Consider the following 20,383-nt stretch of genomic DNA (forward strand, 5'->3'; position numbering starts at 1 on the left):
CCCTGATTTCTGATGGTCATAATGCAGTAGCGCCACCTGATTCCATGCCGAACTCAGAAGTGAAATGCTGTGATGCCGATGGTAGTGTTGGGTCTCCCAATGTGAGAGTAGGTCACCATCAGGTTTTTAATTTAAAGCGAACCCCAGTTACGATTGTGACTGGGGTTTTTTGTTATTTTTTATTTTTATCGTTAAATTTTTCTGTGTATATAAAATTTATTAGAAAAAGTGTTAACTACGTCACAAATTTGTTATAAAAATGTAACATATTATTCTGAATTAGCATATACTGAAAAAACCTTATGAATAGAATGCTTTTTCTATTTTAGAAGAGTATTTAATAAGGTTTTATAAACAGCAGTAGAGTATTCTACAATACGAATTTATCTTTAATAAAAGGAATATACTATGTTTGGTCTTGATCCTACCACAACGACATTTCTGATTTATATTGTCGGAATGGTGTCAATTGGGCTGATTGCCTATCGTTTTACCAATAATTTGTCGGACTACATTCTGGGGGGGCGTAGTTTAGGTAGCTTTGTGACAGGACTTTCAGCTGGTGCATCTGATATGTCTGGTTGGTTGTTAATGGGGTTACCCGGTGCTGTTTATGCAGCAGGACTTGTAGAAAGTTGGATTGCTATTGGCTTAACTATTGGTGCGTATTTAAACTGGTTATTTGTCGCAGGTAGATTACGTATGCAAACGGAATTTAATGCCAATGCACTCACTTTGCCGGATTATTTTTATCATCGTTTTAATGATAAAACGAGAATATTAAAAATTGTATCAGCCACCATTATTCTATTTTTCTTCGCCATTTACTGTGCATCAGGCGTAGTGGCTGGAGCGCGTTTATTTGAGAATCTATTTGGTGTGCCTTATGAAACCGCCCTTTGGTTAGGGGCATTAGCGACCATTGCTTACACCTTTATTGGTGGCTTTTTAGCGGTAAGTTGGACGGATACCATTCAAGCGAGTTTAATGTTCTTTGCCTTATTTCTCACTCCGATTTTTATTCTAACGCAATTAGGTGGTTTTGAACCGACTTTTGAAGCTTTAGCCCAAGCCGGTGAAGCAGCTGGTAGAGATTTTACCGATATGTTTAATGGTACTACCTTTATTGGTCTATTAAGTTTATCAGCATGGGGATTGGGTTACTTCGGTCAACCTCATATTTTAGCACGCTTTATGGCGACGGATTCGGTAAAATCCATACCTAAAGCTCGTTGTATCAGTATGACGTGGATGTTTATTTGTTTAATTGGTGCCGTAAGTATCGGTTTCTGGGGACAAGCCTATTTCTTTGCGAATCCTGATAAAGCGACACTGGTGAATGCGAATCACGAACAAGTCTTTATTGAGCTTTCTCGTTTATTGTTTAATCCTTGGATTGCAGGTATTTTGCTTTCAGCTATTCTTGCGGCGGTAATGAGTACGTTAAGCTGTCAATTATTGATTTGTTCTAGTGCCATTACCGAAGACTTTTATAAAGGTTTTTTACGTCCGAATGCCAGTCAAAAAGAACTAGTTTGGTTAGGGCGTATAATGGTGCTATTGATTGCTATCTTAGCCATTGCATTGGCACAGGATCCAAACAGTAAAGTGCTTGGCTTGGTCTCTTATGCTTGGGCTGGTTTTGGTTGTGCCTTTGGACCTGTGGTATTGTTATCACTTTATTGGAAACGCATGAATGCAGCAGGGGCAATGGCAGGAATGATCACGGGGGCATTGGTTGTGGTGTTCTGGAATACGCTTGTGCCAAACAGTGGAATCTATGAAATGATCCCTGGCTTTATCTGTGCAACGATTGCCATTTTGATTGTTTCTTTAATTACACCAGCCCCGAAAGCAGAAATTGCAGAAACCTTTGATAAAGCGGAAAAGGCTTATCACAAAGAGATGCAAGGCGTGAAAAAATACATCTAGTTTGTTTATTAGCGAACTACTTTTATAAAGGTGCGGTTGTTTTTACAACCGCTTTACTCAGTGAAAATATTAAAAAGAAGGTTATCTATGAGTTACGAGATTTTACCTAAAACAACAATCCGTCCGATATTAAGCGAATTTTATCGCATTCCCGAACAAAAAATTGTGGCGGAGCTAATTGAAAAAGCGGATATGAGCGAGCAATCTCAATCTATTGCTGAACTGTGTAAAAAGTTAGTCAGCAAAGTGAGAGCTGATCGCAAAAAGGCCAGTGGGGTAGATGCGTTAATGCACGAATTTTCTCTTTCTAGTGCGGAAGGGATTGCTTTAATGTGCTTGTCGGAAGCCTTATTGCGGATTCCAGATAAAACCACTGCAGATAAACTGATTCACGATAAATTGGTGCATGGCGATTGGAAAGCTCACTTAGGTAATAGCCCCTCTTTATTTGTTAACTCCGCTGCATGGGGATTGATTGTGGCACAAAAAATTGTATCCCACAGTGATAAAGAATTATCCAGTGCCTTATCCAAATTAATTAGCAAAGGTGGCGAGCCATTGATTCGTCAAGGTATGAATGTAGGCATGCGTTTATTAGGTAAACAATTTGTGACGGGTGAAACCATTGATGCTGCGATTAAAAATGGTGAAAAACGTTTTGAGAAAGGCTTCCGTTATAGCTACGATATGTTAGGTGAAACCGCCTTAACCCAAAAGGATGCGGATCGTTATTACAATGATTATGTGAATTCCATTCGTGCCGTGGGGGAAACATCAAAAGGCTTAGGCGTTTATAAATCTTCAGGGGTTTCCGTCAAACTTTCTGCTATTCACCCCCGTTATAGTTTAAGCCAACATCAACGGGTAATTGATGAACTTTATCCGAAACTCAAAGAATTATTTTTATTAGCCAAAAAATATGATATTGGCTTAAATATTGATGCGGAAGAAGCCGCTCGCCTTGAATTATCCCTTGATTTACTTGACCGTTTAATTGCCGACCCTGATTTAGATGGTTTCCACGGCATTGGCTTTGTGGTGCAAGCCTACCAAAAACGTTGTAGCCGAGTCATCGATCATATTATTGCTCAAGCTCGCGCTAATAATCGTAAGTTAATGATCCGCCTAGTAAAAGGGGCATATTGGGATAGCGAAGTCAAATTAGCCCAAGCGGAAGGGGCAACGGATTATCCCGTATTTACCCGTAAAGTCCATTCTGACATCAACTATATCACCTGTGCGAAAAAATTATTGTCTGCACAAGATGTGATTTATCCGCAATTTGCAACGCACAATGCACAAACCTTAGCCACCGTTTATCATCTTGCTAAAGATAAACACTTTGAATTTCAATGCCTGCACGGCATGGGTGAAACCCTATATGAACAAGTGGTCGGCAAAGAAAATCTGAATGTACAATGCCGTATTTATGCACCAGTCGGTTCCTATCAAACCTTGTTGGCTTATCTTGTTCGCCGTTTATTAGAAAACGGTTCAAACAGTTCTTTCGTGAACCAAATTGTCGATGAACATTTTAGCGTAGAGAGTTTGGCGGAAGATCCAGTCAATAAAGCGAAAGAAACCCAAGGTACGGCTCACCCGAAAGTACCGTTACCTGTGAATATTTACGGTGAACGCCGTAATTCAAAAGGTTATGATCTGAGCGATGCAATTTCCTTACAACAGTTACAAACTCAGCTTAACGAATTAAGTGATAAACAATATCAAGCGAAACCGTTAATTGTCGGTGAAGTGACAGGAAATAGTTCTCGCACCGTTTACAATCCAGCAGTGCAAAGCCAAATTGTGGGTGAAGTGATCGATGCCAACGAGCAAGATGTGAATACAGCGTTCACAACAGCGGTGAATTTTAAACAACAATGGGCGAATACCGCCCCCGAAGTGCGGTCAGAAAAATTAGAGAAAATGGCAGATTTAATGGAACAACATTTGCCAGAACTCTTTGATTTAGCCGTGCGAGAAGCAGGTAAAACCTTAAATAATGCCATTGCCGAAGTGCGTGAAGCGGTGGATTTCTGCCGTTATTATGCTGCTCAAGTGCGAGCCAATCCAGCAGGCTTTAAGGATCCACGGGGTGTTGTGGTAGCCATCAGTCCGTGGAACTTCCCATTAGCGATTTTTATTGGTGAAGTGTCTTCCGCCTTAGTGGCAGGTAACGTGGTATTAGCCAAACCCGCAGAACAAACCTCTTTAATGGCGTATTTTGCGGTGAATTTATTCCATCAAGCAGGTATTCCAAAAGAAGCGTTACAATTATTAACAGGTTCAGGTAAAACCATCGGTGAAAGTCTAACCACTGATGAGCGTGTTAATGGCGTAATTTTCACAGGTTCAACCGATACCGCCAAACGGATTAATACTAACCTACAAAAACATGACAGCCTTATTCCATTAATTGCGGAAACGGGCGGTCAAAATGCCATGATTGTGGACAGTTCGGCTTTAGGTGAACAAGTGACGATTGATGTGTTAAACTCCGCCTTTGACTCAGCAGGTCAACGTTGTTCCGCTTTACGTGTGCTTTATTTACAAAAAGATAATGCGGATTACTTGCTTGAATTAATTAAAGGTGCCATGGCGGAATTAGTGGTGGGCGACCCAGCACGGCTTACTACTGATGTGGGACCTGTTATCGACAAAGTGGCTCAACAACGCTTACTTGATCATATTGAAGTGATGAAAAAACAAGCCAAATCTTGTTATCAAGTACCGATTGCCAAAGATGTGGCAGAGAACGGCATTTTTGTCGCCCCAACCTTGCTAGAAATTGACAATATTAGCCAATTAAAACACGAAGTGTTTGGTCCAGTATTACATGTTATTCGTTATGACGCAGAAAAATTGGACGATGTCATTCGTGAAATTAATTCCACGGGCTTTGGTTTGACTTGCGGTTTACATAGCCGTATCGACCAAACTCAACGTGAATGGGAGCAAGGCATTCAAGCAGGTAACTTATATGCCAACCGTAATATTGTCGGGGCGGTCGTTGGTGTTCAACCATTTGGTGGACAAGGCTTATCAGGCACGGGACCAAAAGCGGGCGGTGCATTATACTTACAACGTTTAAATAACCGTACGGCATGGAATTTTGATGGATTAACCAAAGGGATTACGCCAAATATTAGCGAATTTTCCACCGCACTTAATCAGGTATTGACAGGTGATGAATTGGCTCAAGCTCAACAATCCTTGCAAACCTTGAGTGCAAGCTCACCGTTAGGCAAAATTCACCAAATGCACGGCGTGACAGGTGAAAACAATTTCTTACGTTTTGAACCTCGTGGTCAAATTGCTATTGGTGACGGTGATTTATTCCAACAAGTATTAGCATTAGTCGCGATTGTCGCAGCAGGCAGCCGTGGTGTGGTAAGTGCAAATTCGCCATTAGCCCAACACGCCAATAAATTGAGTAAATTTATTACTGTAGTAAATGACTTTAACAGTCTTGACCCGTTAAGCCAACTTATTGTGTTAAACCCACTTTCTCAAGCTGATAAAGCCCATTATGCGGAACGTAACGGGTCGATTATGACCTTTGTGGAGAACCTAGCATTAGCCCAATCCTTATTACCGTTAATGCACGAAAAATCGGTGAGCATTAACACTGCTGCAATGGGAGGAAATGCCAGTTTAATGGCGGCAATGGATTAACAGGTCATTGGTAAAATAAAAATAGGGGCAGATCACAAATTTGCCCCTTATTTCATTAAATTTTGTTAAGATAAGCAAAAATTCTTAATGAGATAATTTATGAACGTTAATCACTTCACACAGAAATATATTGATTGGGTTGTCAAACTCGGTCGGCTAAAATTTTCTATTCTTGGTTTTTTGATTGTTGCTGTCTTTGCATTGCTGACCCATATTGTGTTAAGCCTGTTGGTCGTGGGGAGAATTGATTGGCAAAGTTTGGCTTATGCCATTATTTTTGGTCTAATCTCCGCACCTTTTGTCATTTACTTTTTTACCTTATTAGTGGATCGCCTTGAGCGTTCTCGTCTTGCTTTGGCAAAATCTATTCAAGATAAAAGTACGCTACTTGCTACCATTAGCCATGAACTCCGTACGCCGTTAAATGGTATTTTGGGGTTAAGCCAAATGCTCCAAGATACACCATTAAATCAGCAACAGCGTAATTACTTGAATACCATCAGTATAAGTGCGGTGTCTTTAGGGCATATTTTTAATGATATTATTGATTTAGAGAAAATTGATAGTCACAATCTTGAGCTGTGTTATAGTGAAACGGATTTTTATAGTTTTTTGACCAATATACAAAATATAGCGATCTTATTAGCAAGTGAAAAAGGTCTACAATTTCAAATGAAACTCAATGAAAATCTACCGCACTTTTTGCAATTAGATCAAACTCGTCTAAGCCAAGTGTTATGGAATTTGCTGAGTAATGCTGTGAAATTCACCGAAAATGGCGTGATTATGCTAGAAGTTAAAAAATTATCTAATAATCAATATAGCTTTGCGATTAGCGATACCGGGCAAGGTATTCCAAGCCAAGAGTTAGAGAAAATCTTTACCATGTACTATCAAGTGGCAGACAGTGGTAAAAAATCCGCTGGCAGTGGTATTGGGCTAGCTGTTTCAAAAAATATTGCTCATTTAATGCACGGTGATTTAACGGTCGCTAGCAAATTGGGAAAAGGAACAACCTTTACGCTGACGATTCAAGCTGAATCTATTGAAAAACAAGAGAAACCAATAGAAAAAAGTGCGGTGCAAAATTTGCAAATTTTATTGGTGGAAGATATTCAGCTTAATATTACTGTGGCGAAAACCTTATTAGAAAAATTAGGACATCAGGTGGATGTGGCAATGTCCGGCAAAGAAGCGATTCAAGCCTTTGAACATAATAGCTATGATTTATTGTTATTAGACATTCAACTCCCTGATATGACTGGCTTTGAAATTGCTCGTTATTTGCGTGATGGCTATCAAAATGATCGCTATGATTATCTGCCACCGTTAATTGCGTTAACCGCTAATGTGATGCAAAACAAAGCCGAATATCAACGCCAAGGTATGGATGACGTATTGCGTAAACCGTTGTTATTGAATGAATTAACCGCTTGTTTGAATACCTATTTTGGTGAAAATGAAACGGTTGTGAATCATTCAAAGATGAACGTAAATCAAGTGATCCCTGATGATTTAGCTGATTATTTTAACCCTGAAATTCTAGCAGAATTATTGGAATTTATCGGTAAAGATCTTTATGCAGAAAATATTCGCTTATTTAAACAGGAAATCAACGGTGGGGATTTAGATGTCGCTAAAGTCTATCAAGAGTATTTGAAAGGTAACATCACCAAACAGCAATTAGCCGACACCGCCCATAAATTAAAAGGTGCAGCCGCAAGTCTTGCCATGCAATCTGTGCAAAATGTGGCGAATTTAATGCAACAGGGGGAGTTACCAGAATGGAGAGAGAATATTGGACTTTGGGTAACAGAAGTTGAGCAACAAACAAAAAATAGTTTAGATTTGATAGGGCGGTGGTTAGGGGAAATGAACGTAAGTTAAGTATAAATCTTTTTCTTTTGATTAAAATTTAAGCTTAGTTTAGTTATTTTTGTGACGTCTATCATGTTTTCGCTGTAGTGTCATTGATTTTTATTTTTTAAAAGGGCATAGTAGATAAAATGGTTGGTAAAAAGTGGGTTAAAGCCAATTACTATAAGGCTTTAACCCACTTTTTACCAACCATTTTATCTATTAAGCCCAAAACTAAGTGTCTGTCAGATCAGTTCGATCTATGTTGATACTTGTTATTTTTCTTGTAAAAAACGCTCATAATATTCTGTAGTAATTAATTCCTCTACATTAATACGATTATTCACTAATTTGTTTTCTACCAAAAAATCAATGAGACGGCTGAGTTTATTTACCGATTCTTGTGTAATTTTCGGGTCAAAATTGGAGAAACTAAGATCTGCTGAATAGGCTTGTCGATAAATATCCGCTGGAATATTATTTTGCGAGAAAATTTTAAATACCTGTTCGGGATTTTGACTGGCGAATTGTTTTGCACGTTGTAATGCCTTGATGATTGCCACGGCGGCTTGCGGATTTTCCTGTAAAAAGATTTCTCGTCCGACAGCTAAACTTTGTGAGCTTAACTCGGGTTTATCTAATGTGGAATCAATCACTTTCCCCATGCCTTTTTGTTGCATATAAAGTACTGTGTAGTAGAACGTGAACATGGCTTCGGCTTGTTGTCCACTAAATACTGAGTTGGCATCTGCCCCTACCGCATTAACCATTTCAAATTTATCAGGATTAAGACCATAAAATTGAGTAATTTCTTTAAAGTAACGTTGTTGTACAGTGCCTTTGCCGAAGATGACTTTTTTCCCTTGTAAAGCGGCAATGTTTTTCGCCGGGCTTTCCGATTGCACAATGGTACCAAATTGTAAACGAGAATTATCTATGGCAAACACTTTCACGGGAGCACCTTTAGTTCTTAAAATAGCAATCGGTAAATCGCCATATAAGGCCACATCAATTTTATCGGAAGCCAGTGCCTCATTTAGAGCGGGACCGGCTTGTTGAAAAAACACAATTTCAGGTTTAAATCCGACTTTTGCTAATTCTTCGATAAAATATTGTTGATTAATGGCAATACCACCGGCTTCCAGTGTGCTATTGGATATGCCTGGGAAACCAATTCGCACTGTTTTTTGTTCATGATGCGCGGAAAGCGCGGTGTTTTTTTCTGATGTTTTATCGTCAAGGTTTATGCCTCCGAAAGCTAGTACAACCAGTATCGCTAAATAGAAAAATAAGGTGTAGTGTTGTTTATTGCATTTTTTCATTATTCCCGCCTAAATATAGAATTCAATTTCGTCACGATGTGGTTCAAAGAAATAATCATGAATTTTATTTTTATAAGAAATAAATTGATCGTGTGTACGCTCTTTCTTACCGTCAATATGAATTGGCACAATATCTCGAATCTTACCGGGACGAGAAGAAAGCACGACGACACGATCACCGAGATAAATCGCTTCTTCAATATCATGGGTGACTAAGATCATGGTTTTCTTTTCCTCTTGCCGAATGCGTAATACTTCATTTTGCATTTGAATTTTGGTCATGGCGTCTAATGCGCCAAAGGGTTCATCAAATAATAAAATATCTGTATTCATTACCAGACCACGGGCAATTGCCGCACGTTGAGCCATACCGCCTGAAAGGGCTTTCGGATAGGCATTTTCAAAGTCTTTTAATCCAACCAAATTTAAATAAGTATTAATTTTTTCATATTTTTCTTGTTTGTTAAGATGCTTTAGCCCAATTCCTACATTTTCAGATACAGTTAACCAAGGAAATAAACGGGATTCTTGAAAAATCATGGCGCAATGCTCATTACTTTGTTCTATGGGCTGTTGATTAACTTCAATAGATCCCGCGTCAATATTTACCATACCGGCAATCATTTTCAGTAAGGTACTTTTCCCACAGCCACTATGTCCCACAATGGTAATAAATTCGCCCTTGTTAATGGTTAAATTGATATTATCCAGTACCGTCATTTGGCTATTTTCTTTTTGATAGTGCTTTGACAGGTTTTTAATTTCAATAGCAACCTGTTCTTTCACAATTTGTTCTGTCATCGTTCACTCCAATATATTGATGATCTTATTTTTTCCAGGCAGTTGCTATATCAGCGAGAATACAGATGACTTTATCCATCAGTAATCCCACCATACCAATGATAATCATACAAACAATTACCACATCAGAACGCATTAAACTGCGGGCATCATTCAAACGAAAGCCAATACCTGAATAAGATGCGATAAGTTCGGAAGCAACAACTGCCATCCAAGAAATCCCCAAAGCTAAGCGTAATCCTGTGAATAGACTTGGCAGGGCAGAGGGTAAATAGATTTTAGTAAAGGTATGCCATTTACTTAAACGATAGACTTTTGCCACTTCTAGGAAACTCTCCGATGTAGATTCAATGCCGTTAATGGTATTTACGATAATCGGGAATGTAGCGGCGAAAAGAATAACAACAATTTTTGAAGCTTCATCAATGCCCGCCCATAGAATAATCAGTGGGATCCAAGCCACCATCGGGATTTGTCGCATAGATGTTAGAGTAAGCTGAAAAAAGGTTTTTGCCTTTGGACTGATTCCCATGAGTAAGCCTAAAGTGACCCCGATAACACTAGAAAGCAGAAAACCTGCGATCACTCGACGGATACTTACGCCGAGATCAGCGTATAATTCCCCCGATTTGAGCATCTCGATCAAGACTGAAAAAACTGAGATGATTTTTGGTAATGCCGTTTCAGGTAAATTTCCTATTGTGGTGGAAAGGTGCCACAAAAATAAAATGATGAGAGGCAATAAGAATTTAAGATATTTTTCAGACAGTATTTTCATTCTATTTTTCCCCTTGATGGATAATACCCGACAGCCATTGATAAAGTTGTGTATAGCTTAATTCACCGGATTTTCTGCCTAGTTCTTTTTCCTGATCAGATAGAATGACGGTGGGAATGCCACGAATTTGGTGTAGTTCGGTTAATTTCGGATTATGATCAACATCTACATATTCTGCTTTAATCCATTTTGCTAAATCGGATTGGAGAATTTTTTCTAATACAGGATGGAGTGTCTTGCAGTGTACACATCTTTCTGCTCCAAATAGCTGTAGGATGATCTTTTGTCCTGAGTTTTCAAAGTTTTGCTCAGTTACTATACTAAATAATTGTGTATTCACCGTGAATAGCTTTGGTTTATCTGTGGTTTCATCTGTCTTTGCGACACATAATGCCGCACTTTCTTGGTAAGGTAAGGTACCGGCTACTTTCACTACAGATTTAGCGCCAAATTTTCCTGCATTTGGTACACGGAAATGAACAACATCAATAGGTTCAATAGCGGTTTCTATCGGGCGTGGCTCTTGTGGCACCCAATCATAAGGATAACGATAGCCACGATAAATCATATTATTGGTTGGACGGTCAGGATCATTGTTACTGAAATAAGGCGAAATCCATTCCCATACAATTTCTTTTTCTCGAGTAACTTCAATTAACCGTCCATTTGAACCTTCATCAATTAAGGTGTTGCCGTTAGGTAAGCGTTGGGCGCTGCTTACATAAGGACTGTAAAATTTAGAGGCATCGGTTGGTATGGCTGCACGAATATCCTCAGGGGTAAATTGCCATTCAATTTCTAAAGTTATCGGATTGATTTCCAATACGCGGGAATAATCACGCAAAGTATTTTTGGTACCGTCTGGACTAGCAGGATTAGGGGAACCATAACCACCCCAACCACCATTATCAAACACCAGAATATTACCTGCACCGGGAAGACCTTGTGGAATTAAGTGGGCGTGATGCGGACCGATAATATTGCTAATATGTGCGACCTCTTTTTGCTGCCAGTTTGGACCGATTTGCCAGACAATTTGTCCTGTTTTTTTAGAAATAATGGCAATGAAATTTGCTTCTCGGCTATCAAAAATAATATTCTCAGGGTGGAAACGTTCATCACCAGCAGAATACCATTTATTTTCACCTAAATAGCTCATGCAGTTAATATGTAACCAATCACCGACACCCCCATCAGCTGCACGGATATTAGGATTGTTAAACAATGATTGCCTTGCTTCTTCACTAAAGCCGATTTCATCAATGTGATCGCTAGCTTTCCATTGCCATACAATGTTGCCTTGCCAGTCAACTTCATAAAACACATCATCTAATAGCTTGTTTGGGCTGATTTTTTCATTTGATAATGTAGTATGACCTAAAATCAAGGTATTACCTGAACGAGTTTGTGGCAATTGGTTTGGAACATAATAACCTACGGGATTACCTTCACGTTGGTAATCATGATGGCTTCTTGCCATATAACGTGGTTCTTCGCCTTTGTCTGTAATAAATTCAAATTTATCAAATTTCCAGACAATATTGCCATCATAATCAATTTGCACTAAGTCTACGCCGTCTTGCATACCATATCGGGGATTACGATCACCTGAGTAGCCGATTAAATCGCCATTGGGTAAAAGTTTATTGGGGAAACCGTGAAATTCATCCCAACGACGAATTTCATTACCATTCATATCAAATAATAATGCACCAGAACGGATTGTCTGCACAAGATTATAGCCGTTCCAGCATTTTTCAGGTTTGTAGATTGTTACGCCGGTTGGATATACGCTAGGATGTCCCATCATTCACTCCTTTTTATTTGTTAATTTGTTGGATAATTTAATTTATCTTTATTAAATAAGTTTAAAAGGCATTTGTGAAAGACTTTTACTTTATTTTATATAACTAAAGGGAATATATGATGAGAAAATATGGTAAATAAAAAAGGGGCATAGCCCCTAATGAAAAGCGACCAATTAATTTTTGAATACATTCCCTAAACAAGGCTGAATTTTATTCAAAATTTCTTTCACTACTCTTGGATGAGCGGCAATAATGTGTCCGTCTTTCAAATAGTTATGTCCCGCATTGAAATCACAAACTAAACCACCCGCTTCACGCACCATTAATTCACCTGCGGCACAGTCCCAAGGTTTTAAACCCATTTCAAAGAAACCATCAACACGTCCCGCAGCGGTGTAACATAAATCTAAAGCAGCAGATCCTGCACGGCGGAAATCGGCAACATCGGTAATTAAAGCATTCATCATTGCCATTTGTACGGGCATTAATTTAGGCTGTTTAAATGGGAAACCAGTGGCTAACACGGTACCCTTGATATCACGGCGGTTGGCAATGCGTAAACGGATATCGTTTAATTTCGCCCCTTCACCACGTACTGCGGTGAATAATTCATTTTTGATTGGATCATAAACTACGCCTACTTCAGTGCGACCTTTGACACGAATAGCGATAGAAACAGCAAATTGTGGAAAACCTTTGATAAAGTTAGTGGTGCCGTCTAATGGATCGATCACCCATTGTGTATCACGGTCGTTACCATCTAACACGCCTGATTCTTCGGTGATAATGCTGTGATCAGGGTAAGAAGCACGAATGGTTTCAATAATCGTGGCTTCAGCAGCTTTATCTACATTTGTCACATAGTCATAGTTGCCTTTAACTTGGGTTTCAATATCTGCACGGTTTTCATAACTTTTTGCGATGATATTGCCTGCTTTTCGTGCTGCACGGATGGCGATATTTAACATTGGGTTCATAAGAATATCCATTAGAGATTGTGAAAAGAACAATGGCAAACGGTATTTTACATTTTGCCTTAAACTGCGGTGCATTATAGTGACTTTTTCAACAATTTTCTAGTATTAAAAATTTTTTATAAAACCTACTAAATTATATGGATATTGTGCTAAAATAGCTGTCAATTTCATTTGATAATAAGTATTATGTTAGACAATATCCGCATTGTTTTAATCGAAACTTCTCATTCTGGCAATATTGGCTCGGCAGCTCGGGCGATGAAAACTATGGGATTGCGTGAGCTATATTTGGTTGCGCCGAAACAAGGCATTGATCAACAAGCGATTGCTTTGTCGGCAGGAGCAGATGATGTAGTGAAAAATGCGGTGATTGTGACGCAATTTGAACAGGCAATTAGTGATTGTTCTTTAGTGATTGGTACGAGTGCAAGATTACGACATTTACAAAATAGTCTGATTGAACCTCGTCAATGTGGTGAAATTGCTATTCAATCGGTGAAGTGCGGTGAAAAAGTCGCAATTATTTTCGGCCGTGAGCGAGTGGGTTTAAATAATGAAGAATTGTTGAAATGTCGCTATCATTTGACCATCCCTGCCAATCCGGAATATTCGTCATTAAATTTGGCGATGGCGGTGCAATTGGTATGCTATGAACTGCGCATGGCATTTTTGCAGGAAATACCTGTTGCAACTATAGAAAATATCGTTAAAACGACTATACACTTAGCAACCGCACAACAGTTAGAATATTTTTTTGAGCATACTGAACGTTTGTATCAATCTTTAGGTTTTATTCAGAATCAAGGGGTTATGCAGAAATTAAGACGATTATATCAGCGTGCGGCGGTGGAGCAAAATGAGTTAAATATTTTACGTGGCATGTTAACTGCGGTGGAAAAACACCTAGATTTTCATAAGGAATAATAGTTGACTATTTTACTTGGTTAAGTAAACTATTGCTATTGATTTTAAACAAAGAGAAAGAAAGATGAAACTGACTTCAAAAGGACGTTATGCAGTTACTGCCATTTTGGATATTGCCCTGAATGGCGAGAATAATCCTGTGACGTTATCGGATATTTCCGAGCGACAGAGCATTTCTCTTTCTTATTTGGAGCAGCTTTTCGCCAAATTACGCCGACATGGCTTAGTGCGAAGTGTGCGTGGACCGGGTGGTGGCTATCAGCTTGGGTTGCCAACAGATAAAATTTCTATTGGAATGATTATTACCGCAGTGAATGAGAATATTGCGGTGACCAAATGTCTTGGAAAAGGGAATTGTCGTGATGGTCAAGAATGTTTAACCCATTCCTTGTGGGAAGAATTAAGTCATCGCATTGAGAGCTTTTTAGATCAAATTACGTTGGCTGAATTGGTTAATAAGCAGAGTGCAAAACAGCATATTCACCAATCACATCAAGATTTTGACAATCTTTTGGTCGTAAATAGTTAGGCTATAAACAACATATTTTTAGGAGTGAATTTAATGAAATTACCGATTTATTTGGACTATGCAGCAACTTGTCCAGTGGATGAACGTGTAGCGAAAAAAATGATGGATTATTTAACCATTGACGGCAACTTTGGTAATCCTGCATCACGCTCACACAAATTTGGGTGGCAAGCGGAAGAAGCTGTGGATATTGCCCGTAATCAAATTGCTGATCTTATTGGCGCAGATAGCCGTGAAATCGTCTTTACATCAGGGGCGACGGAGTCAGATAACCTTGCGATTAAAGGGGCGGCTCATTTCTATCAAACCAAAGGCAAACATATTATCACTTGCAAAACCGAACATAAAGCGGTGTTAGATACTTGTCGTCAGTTGGAGCGTGAGGGCTTTGAAGTCACGTATTTAGAGCCGAAAACCGACGGTTTAATTGATCTTGACGTATTAAAAGCGGCGATTCGTCCTGATACTATTTTAGTGTCGATTATGCATGCTAATAATGAAATTGGGGTCATTCAAGATATTAAAGCGATTGGTGAAATTTGCCGTGCTAATAAAGTGATTTTCCATACCGATGCGACCCAAAGCGTGGGTAAAGTGGCAATTAATTTGGCTGAATTACCAGTGGATTTATTGTCCATGTCAAGTCATAAGCTATATGGACCAAAGGGTATTGGAGCATTATATGTCCGTCGTAAACCACGTATTCGTTTAGAAGCGATTATTCATGGTGGTGGTCATGAACGTGGTATGCGTTCAGGCACTTTAGCAGTACATCAAATTGTGGGGATGGGCGAAGCCTACCGCATTTGTAAAGAAGAAATGGCTACTGAAATGCCACGCTTAAAAGCACTGCGCGACCGCTTATACAATGGCTTAAAAGACATTGAAGAAACCTATGTAAACGGCTCAATGGAACACCGTTTAGACAACAACCTAAACATTAGTTTCAACTATGTAGAAGGTGAAAGCCTAATGATGGCATTGCGTGATATTGCAGTTTCATCCGGTTCTGCTTGTACATCAGCCAGCCTTGAGCCATCTTATGTATTGCGCTCTTTAGGTTTAAACGATGAATTAGCCCACAGCTCAATTCGTTTCACTTTAGGTCGTTATACCACCGAAGAAGAAATTGACTACACCATTAGCCTCATGCAAGGTGCGGTGCAAAAATTAAGAGATTTATCACCACTTTGGGATTTATTTAAAGAAGGCATTGATTTAAACACAATTGAGTGGACAGCTCATTAATTTTTAGAAGGAATAAGAAAATGGCATACAGCGACAAATTATTAGATCATTATGAAAATCCACGTAATGTGGGAGCAATGGATAAAAAAGCCACTGACGTGGGAACTGGCATGGTGGGTGCACCGGCTTGTGGTGACGTTATGCAGTTACAAATCAAAGTGAATGATAGCGGCATTATTGAAGATGCCAAATTTAAAACCTATGGTTGTGGTTCGGCGATTGCATCTAGCTCACTCATTACTGAATGGGTAAAAGGTAAATCTTTAGATGAAGCAGGAGCAATTAAAAATAGTCAAATTGCAGAAGAGCTGGAGTTACCGCCGGTAAAAGTGCATTGCTCAATTTTAGCGGAAGATGCCATCAAAGCAGCGATTGCGGATTATAAGGCAAAACAAGCAAAATAATTAATTATAGGGCGGACTTATATCCGCCCGAAGAATTAGGAGCATAAAATGGCAGTAACTCTCACTGAAAGTGCAGTTAATCGTGTCAGAACTTTTTTACAAAACCGTGGTAAAGGTGTGGGATTGCGCTTAGGTATTAAAACATCTGGCTGTTCAGGTTTAGCTTATGTATTAGAATTTGTCGATACTTTAAACGAAGATGATAAAGTGTTTGAACAAGATGGCGTAAAAATCATTGTAGATGTTAAAAGTCTTGTATATTTGGATGGTACAGAGTTAGATTTTGTTAAAGAAGGACTGAACGAAGGTTTTAAATTCAACAACCCGAATGTTAAAGATCAATGTGGTTGTGGCGAAAGTTTTAACGTATAATTAAACCTGTGATGAACATAGTTATGACAAATCCATTTTCTCTATTTAAGTTACCAGTACAATTTGAGATCGATCAGACATTGTTGTCTGAACATTTTTTACAGTTACAAAAACAATTTCATCCTGATAATTTTGCTACTCAATCCACTCAAGAGCAGCGTTTGGCAATGCAACAATCGGCAGAAATTAATGATGCCTTAAAAACCTTAAAAGATCCGATTTTGCGAGCGGAAGCTATTATTCAAATTCATACAGGTGAAGTACAGGATTTGGAGCAAAAAAGCACCCAAGATATGGCTTTTTTAATGCAGCAATTACAATGGCGTGAGCAATTAGAAGAGATCGAAACTAACAAGGATGATACCGCGCTTGATGAATTTCGTTCTGACATTGAGGCAGAACAAAAAATTTTATTAAATCAACTAAAAACTGAATTAACCCAAAGTGACTGGTCATCAGCACAGGTAACTGCCGATAAATTGCGTTTTATCAAAAAATTGATTGAACAGATTGAAATGGTGGAAGAAAAGCTATTTTGATGAAATAAAAAGAAGATAAACAATGGCATTATTACAAATCGCAGAACCGGGGCAAACAGCCGCACCGCATCAACATAAATTAGCGGTGGGGATTGATTTAGGGACAACTAATTCATTAGTTGCCACCGTGCGTAGTGGGCAAGCGACTATTTTATTAGATAAACAAGAACAAGCCTTGACGCCGTCTATTGTGCATTATGCAGAAAATGGTGTATTGGTGGGTGATAAAGCAAGTGCATTAGCTAGCCTTGATCCACAAAATACGATTATTTCAGTGAAACGATTAATTGGGCGAAGTTTGTCAGATGTACAACAGCGTTATTTAAATTTACCTTATCAATTTAATCAAACTGAAAATGGTTTGCCGTTGATTCACACCAGACAAGGTAATGTGAGCCCGGTTGAAGTCTCTAGCCAAATTCTAAAAAAATTAACCGCACTTGCAGAGCAGCGTTTAGGGGGGGAGTTGTCTGGTACGGTGATTACTGTTCCGGCTTATTTTGATGACGCTCAACGCCAAAGTACCAAAGATGCGGCAACACTAGCAGGTTTGAACGTATTGCGTTTGTTGAATGAACCTACTGCCGCAGCGATTGCTTATGGTTTGGATAGCGCACAAGAAGGTGTCATCGCGGTTTATGATTTAGGCGGAGGTACCTTTGATATTTCTATTTTACGCTTATCCAAAGGGGTCTTCGAAGTGTTGGCAACGGGGGGAGATACCGCATTGGGTGGTGATGATTTCGATCACGTCATTACGGAGTGGATCGTCAATCAGTCAGGTCAGCAACCTGAAAATGCTCAGCAGCAACGTGAATTAATTGAGTTAGCCAACAAGTTAAAGGTGGCATTAAGTGAGAGCGAAACGGTTGCGGTGAACTTTAAAAAATGGCACGGTGAATTGACTCGAACGACATTTAATCAGCTAATTCAATCCTTGGTCAAACGCTCATTGATGGCTTGTCGTCGTGCGTTAAAAGATGCGAATATTGGCGTGGAAGATGTGCGTGAAGTGGTGATGGTGGGAGGTTCAACCCGTGTGCCATTTGTACGTGAGCAAGTGGGGGCGTTTTTTGGTAGAACGCCATTAACATCTATTGATCCTGATAAAGTGGTGGCTTTAGGCGCGGCGATTCAAGCGGATATTTTAGTGGGGAATAAACCTGATTCCGATATGTTATTGCTTGATGTGATTCCTCTTTCTTTAGGTATTGAAACTATGGGAGGTTTGGTGGAAAAAATTATTCCACGCAATACCACGATTCCTGTGGCAAGAGCCCAAGAATTTACCACTTTTAAAGATGGTCAGACCGCTATGTCAGTACATATTGTACAAGGTGAACGTGAAATGGTGGAAGATTGTCGTTCGCTGGCTCGTTTTACTTTACGGGGCATTCCACCAATGTCCGCCGGAGCGGCGCATATTCGAGTAACTTATCAAGTGGATGCAGACGGTTTATTAAGCGTGACAGCAATGGAAAAATCTACTGGTGTACAATCGTCTATCCAAGTGAAACCGTCCTACGGCTTAACAGATGATGAGATTACTAATATGCTTAAATCATCAATGGAAAATGCCAAACAAGACATTGATGCTCGTTTGTTAGCCGAGCAACGTGTAGAAGCTCGCCGAGTAATTGAAGCAGTATTAACGGCATTAGATGATGATCAAGATTTACTCAATGAGGCAGAACTAAGTGCGGTGAAAAAAGCCTTAGTTTCCTTAGATAATTTACAGCAAGGTACAGATACCTTAGCGATTAAGCAAGGGATTAAAGATTTAGATCAAGCTACTCAAGAATTTGCTGCTCGCCGAATGAATAAATCCATTCAAAAAGCCTTAAAAGGGCAATCGGTCGAGAATCTATAGTTTAACGAATTTATAAAATAGGAAAGAAAATATGCCAAAAGTTGTGTTTTTACCCCACGAAGAATTTTGCCCTGAAGGTATGGTGGTGGAAGCGAAAAAGGGAGATAATCTATTAGATTTAGCTCACGATGCGGGGGTGGAAATTCACCATGCTTGTGATGGTTCTTGTGCTTGTACCACTTGTCATGTGGTGATCCGTGAGGGTTATGACAGTTTAAATGAAAGCTCGGATCAAGAAGAAGATATGCTAGATAAAGCTTGGGGCTTAGAGATCGAAAGTCGCTTGTCTTGCCAATGTATTGTGGGTGATGAAGATTTAGTGGTAGAAATTCCGAAATATAACTTGAACCATGCAAATGAGGCGGCTCACTGATGAAATGGACAGACACTCAATTAATCGCCGAAGCTTTATATGATCGCGATCCTGATTTAGATCCCAAAACGGTACGTTTCACTGATATGCACCAATGGGTTTGTGATTTAGAAGATTTTGATGATGACCCTGAAGCCAGCAATGAGAAGATCTTAGAAAGTATTTTGTTGTGTTGGCTAGATGAGTATGAATAAATAAAAAGTCGCCCTAAGGCGATTTTTTATTAGAGAAAATGCTGATAAAGAAATTCTCCCACTAAATCTACATCATCTAAATAATAATCTGTTTCAATCTCTTGTTTATCACCTAAATAAACGGAAGTTTTAGCATTTTTTAACATAAGGAAATCGTTGAAATCATTGCCAAAAGCCACATATTTTTGCTTACCGATTAGCTGTTTAAGGGTATTGTATTTATTATTCCCGTGCGGCGTGATGTCAAAAAAGTTTTCTTTTTTATGAATATGGAAACTAATGTTATCGTGATTAAACTGTGTATAAATTTCTTGATTAGCCTTATCAAGTAAAACTAGGATTTTACTCACACCATCATGCAATAAATCTACTTCATCTAGGCGAGCATGGCTTAATGAACTGATATAATGATGAAAATTATGTTCTTTTTCGGATAAGGAAAAGGCCCATTTGCCATCAAGTACATAAGGTAAATTCAGCGCTTTTAAGCGAAGTAAACAATTTTCGACATAGGGTTTCTCGAGGAATTTAGTCAAGATAAAATTTCCTTGTTGATATGCCATACCACCATTACAACCCACTAAAATGGTATTACTATGTTCGGTAATTTTACGGTTTAACATAGGTAACATATCGCGAATAGGTCTTGCGGACGCAAAAATAACCCGGTGCTTTACTAATAGATGCGCCATGGCATCACAAATTTCGTCACTGACTTTTAGACCATTTTTTGATATAGTACCATCAATATCAAAAACGAATATTTTCATTGTTAATCCT

General features: G+C 39.0%; 18 protein-coding genes and 1 rRNA gene. 13 read left to right on the plus strand and 6 right to left on the minus strand.

Translation table 11 applies throughout. From position 1 onward, the window contains the following. The first annotated feature begins 8 nt into the window (after positions 1 to 8). From rrf to E0709_RS11450, 4 genes are all read left to right on the plus strand, one after another. A 5S ribosomal RNA gene (gene rrf / locus E0709_RS11435) occupies positions 9 to 124 on the plus strand. A 284-nt stretch (positions 125 to 408) separates the two neighbouring features. After that, positions 409 to 1,932 (plus strand): sodium/proline symporter PutP, encoded by a 1,524-nt coding sequence (gene putP / locus E0709_RS11440; RefSeq protein WP_132302888.1) that lies wholly within the window; start codon positions 409 to 411, stop codon positions 1,930 to 1,932. Between the two features lie 87 nt (positions 1,933 to 2,019). After that, positions 2,020 to 5,607, plus strand: a complete 3,588-nt coding sequence (gene putA, locus E0709_RS11445) for a bifunctional proline dehydrogenase/L-glutamate gamma-semialdehyde dehydrogenase PutA (RefSeq protein WP_132302889.1) — start codon at positions 2,020 to 2,022, stop codon at positions 5,605 to 5,607. A 99-nt stretch (positions 5,608 to 5,706) separates the two neighbouring features. Continuing rightward, positions 5,707 to 7,494, plus strand: coding sequence for an ATP-binding protein (locus E0709_RS11450; RefSeq protein WP_132302890.1), 1,788 nt, complete (start codon positions 5,707 to 5,709; stop codon positions 7,492 to 7,494). 245 nt (positions 7,495 to 7,739) lie between these two features. On the opposite strand, the gene E0709_RS11455 is transcribed toward E0709_RS11450, so the two are convergent. The 5 genes from E0709_RS11455 to suhB all read right to left on the minus strand — a co-directional run bounded on the left by E0709_RS11455 (position 7,740) and on the right by suhB (position 13,150). Further along, positions 7,740 to 8,786 carry an ABC transporter substrate-binding protein gene (locus E0709_RS11455; protein WP_132302891.1) on the minus strand — a complete coding sequence of 349 codons (1,047 nt, stop codon included), beginning with the start codon at positions 8,784 to 8,786 and terminating at the stop codon, positions 7,740 to 7,742. Positions 8,787 to 8,795: 9 nt separating this feature from the next. Beyond that, positions 8,796 to 9,587, minus strand: coding sequence for an ABC transporter ATP-binding protein (locus E0709_RS11460; protein WP_132302892.1), 792 nt, complete (start codon positions 9,585 to 9,587; stop codon positions 8,796 to 8,798). A 25-nt stretch (positions 9,588 to 9,612) separates the two neighbouring features. Continuing rightward, entirely contained in the window at positions 9,613 to 10,365 is a 753-nt protein-coding gene (locus tag E0709_RS11465; protein ID WP_132302893.1) for an ABC transporter permease, read from the minus strand. A 1-nt stretch (position 10,366) separates the two neighbouring features. Continuing rightward, positions 10,367 to 12,175 (minus strand): aryl-sulfate sulfotransferase, encoded by a 1,809-nt coding sequence (locus E0709_RS11470; protein WP_209300510.1) that lies wholly within the window; start codon positions 12,173 to 12,175, stop codon positions 10,367 to 10,369. A 171-nt stretch (positions 12,176 to 12,346) separates the two neighbouring features. Next, positions 12,347 to 13,150 (minus strand): inositol-1-monophosphatase, encoded by an 804-nt coding sequence (suhB, locus tag E0709_RS11475; protein ID WP_132302894.1) that lies wholly within the window; start codon positions 13,148 to 13,150, stop codon positions 12,347 to 12,349. Positions 13,151 to 13,336: 186 nt separating this feature from the next. Here suhB and trmJ point away from each other — a divergent pair, with 186 nt between their 5' ends. The 9 genes from trmJ to iscX all read left to right on the plus strand — a co-directional run bounded on the left by trmJ (position 13,337) and on the right by iscX (position 19,603). Then, positions 13,337 to 14,074, plus strand: coding sequence for a tRNA (cytosine(32)/uridine(32)-2'-O)-methyltransferase TrmJ (trmJ, locus tag E0709_RS11480; protein WP_132302895.1), 738 nt, complete (start codon positions 13,337 to 13,339; stop codon positions 14,072 to 14,074). A gap of 64 nt (positions 14,075 to 14,138) precedes the next feature. Beyond that, complete coding sequence (gene iscR, locus E0709_RS11485) at positions 14,139 to 14,603, plus strand: Fe-S cluster assembly transcriptional regulator IscR (RefSeq protein WP_132302896.1); 465 nt, start codon at positions 14,139 to 14,141, stop codon at positions 14,601 to 14,603. Positions 14,604 to 14,636: 33 nt separating this feature from the next. Further along, positions 14,637 to 15,851, plus strand: coding sequence for an IscS subfamily cysteine desulfurase (locus E0709_RS11490; protein WP_132302897.1), 1,215 nt, complete (start codon positions 14,637 to 14,639; stop codon positions 15,849 to 15,851). A gap of 20 nt (positions 15,852 to 15,871) precedes the next feature. Further along, positions 15,872 to 16,255 carry a Fe-S cluster assembly scaffold IscU gene (iscU, locus tag E0709_RS11495; protein WP_132302898.1) on the plus strand — a complete coding sequence of 128 codons (384 nt, stop codon included), beginning with the start codon at positions 15,872 to 15,874 and terminating at the stop codon, positions 16,253 to 16,255. Positions 16,256 to 16,303: 48 nt separating this feature from the next. Then, a complete protein-coding gene (iscA, locus tag E0709_RS11500; protein WP_132302899.1) occupies positions 16,304 to 16,627 on the plus strand; it encodes an iron-sulfur cluster assembly protein IscA in 324 nt (107 codons plus the stop codon). A gap of 23 nt (positions 16,628 to 16,650) precedes the next feature. Further along, complete coding sequence (hscB, locus tag E0709_RS11505) at positions 16,651 to 17,166, plus strand: Fe-S protein assembly co-chaperone HscB (RefSeq protein ID WP_132302900.1); 516 nt, start codon at positions 16,651 to 16,653, stop codon at positions 17,164 to 17,166. A 22-nt stretch (positions 17,167 to 17,188) separates the two neighbouring features. Next, complete coding sequence (gene hscA / locus E0709_RS11510; RefSeq protein ID WP_132302901.1) at positions 17,189 to 19,036, plus strand: Fe-S protein assembly chaperone HscA; 1,848 nt, start codon at positions 17,189 to 17,191, stop codon at positions 19,034 to 19,036. Between the two features lie 31 nt (positions 19,037 to 19,067). After that, on the plus strand, positions 19,068 to 19,409 hold the full coding sequence (fdx, locus tag E0709_RS11515) for an ISC system 2Fe-2S type ferredoxin (protein WP_132302902.1): 342 nt from the start codon (positions 19,068 to 19,070) through the stop codon (positions 19,407 to 19,409). Continuing rightward, the gene (gene iscX, locus E0709_RS11520; RefSeq protein ID WP_132302903.1) at positions 19,409 to 19,603 is read left to right on the plus strand and encodes a Fe-S cluster assembly protein IscX; all 195 of its coding nucleotides are present in this window, start codon (positions 19,409 to 19,411) and stop codon (positions 19,601 to 19,603) included. Before fdx ends, iscX begins: the two co-directional genes overlap by 1 nt. Positions 19,604 to 19,632: 29 nt before the next feature. On the opposite strand, the gene E0709_RS11525 is transcribed toward iscX, so the two are convergent. Beyond that, positions 19,633 to 20,373 carry an HAD-IIB family hydrolase gene (locus E0709_RS11525; protein WP_132302904.1) on the minus strand — a complete coding sequence of 247 codons (741 nt, stop codon included), beginning with the start codon at positions 20,371 to 20,373 and terminating at the stop codon, positions 19,633 to 19,635. Between the last annotated feature and the right edge of the window lie 10 nt (positions 20,374 to 20,383).

This window comes from Lonepinella koalarum, assembly GCF_004565475.1.
Lineage (GTDB): Bacteria > Pseudomonadota > Gammaproteobacteria > Enterobacterales > Pasteurellaceae > Lonepinella > Lonepinella koalarum.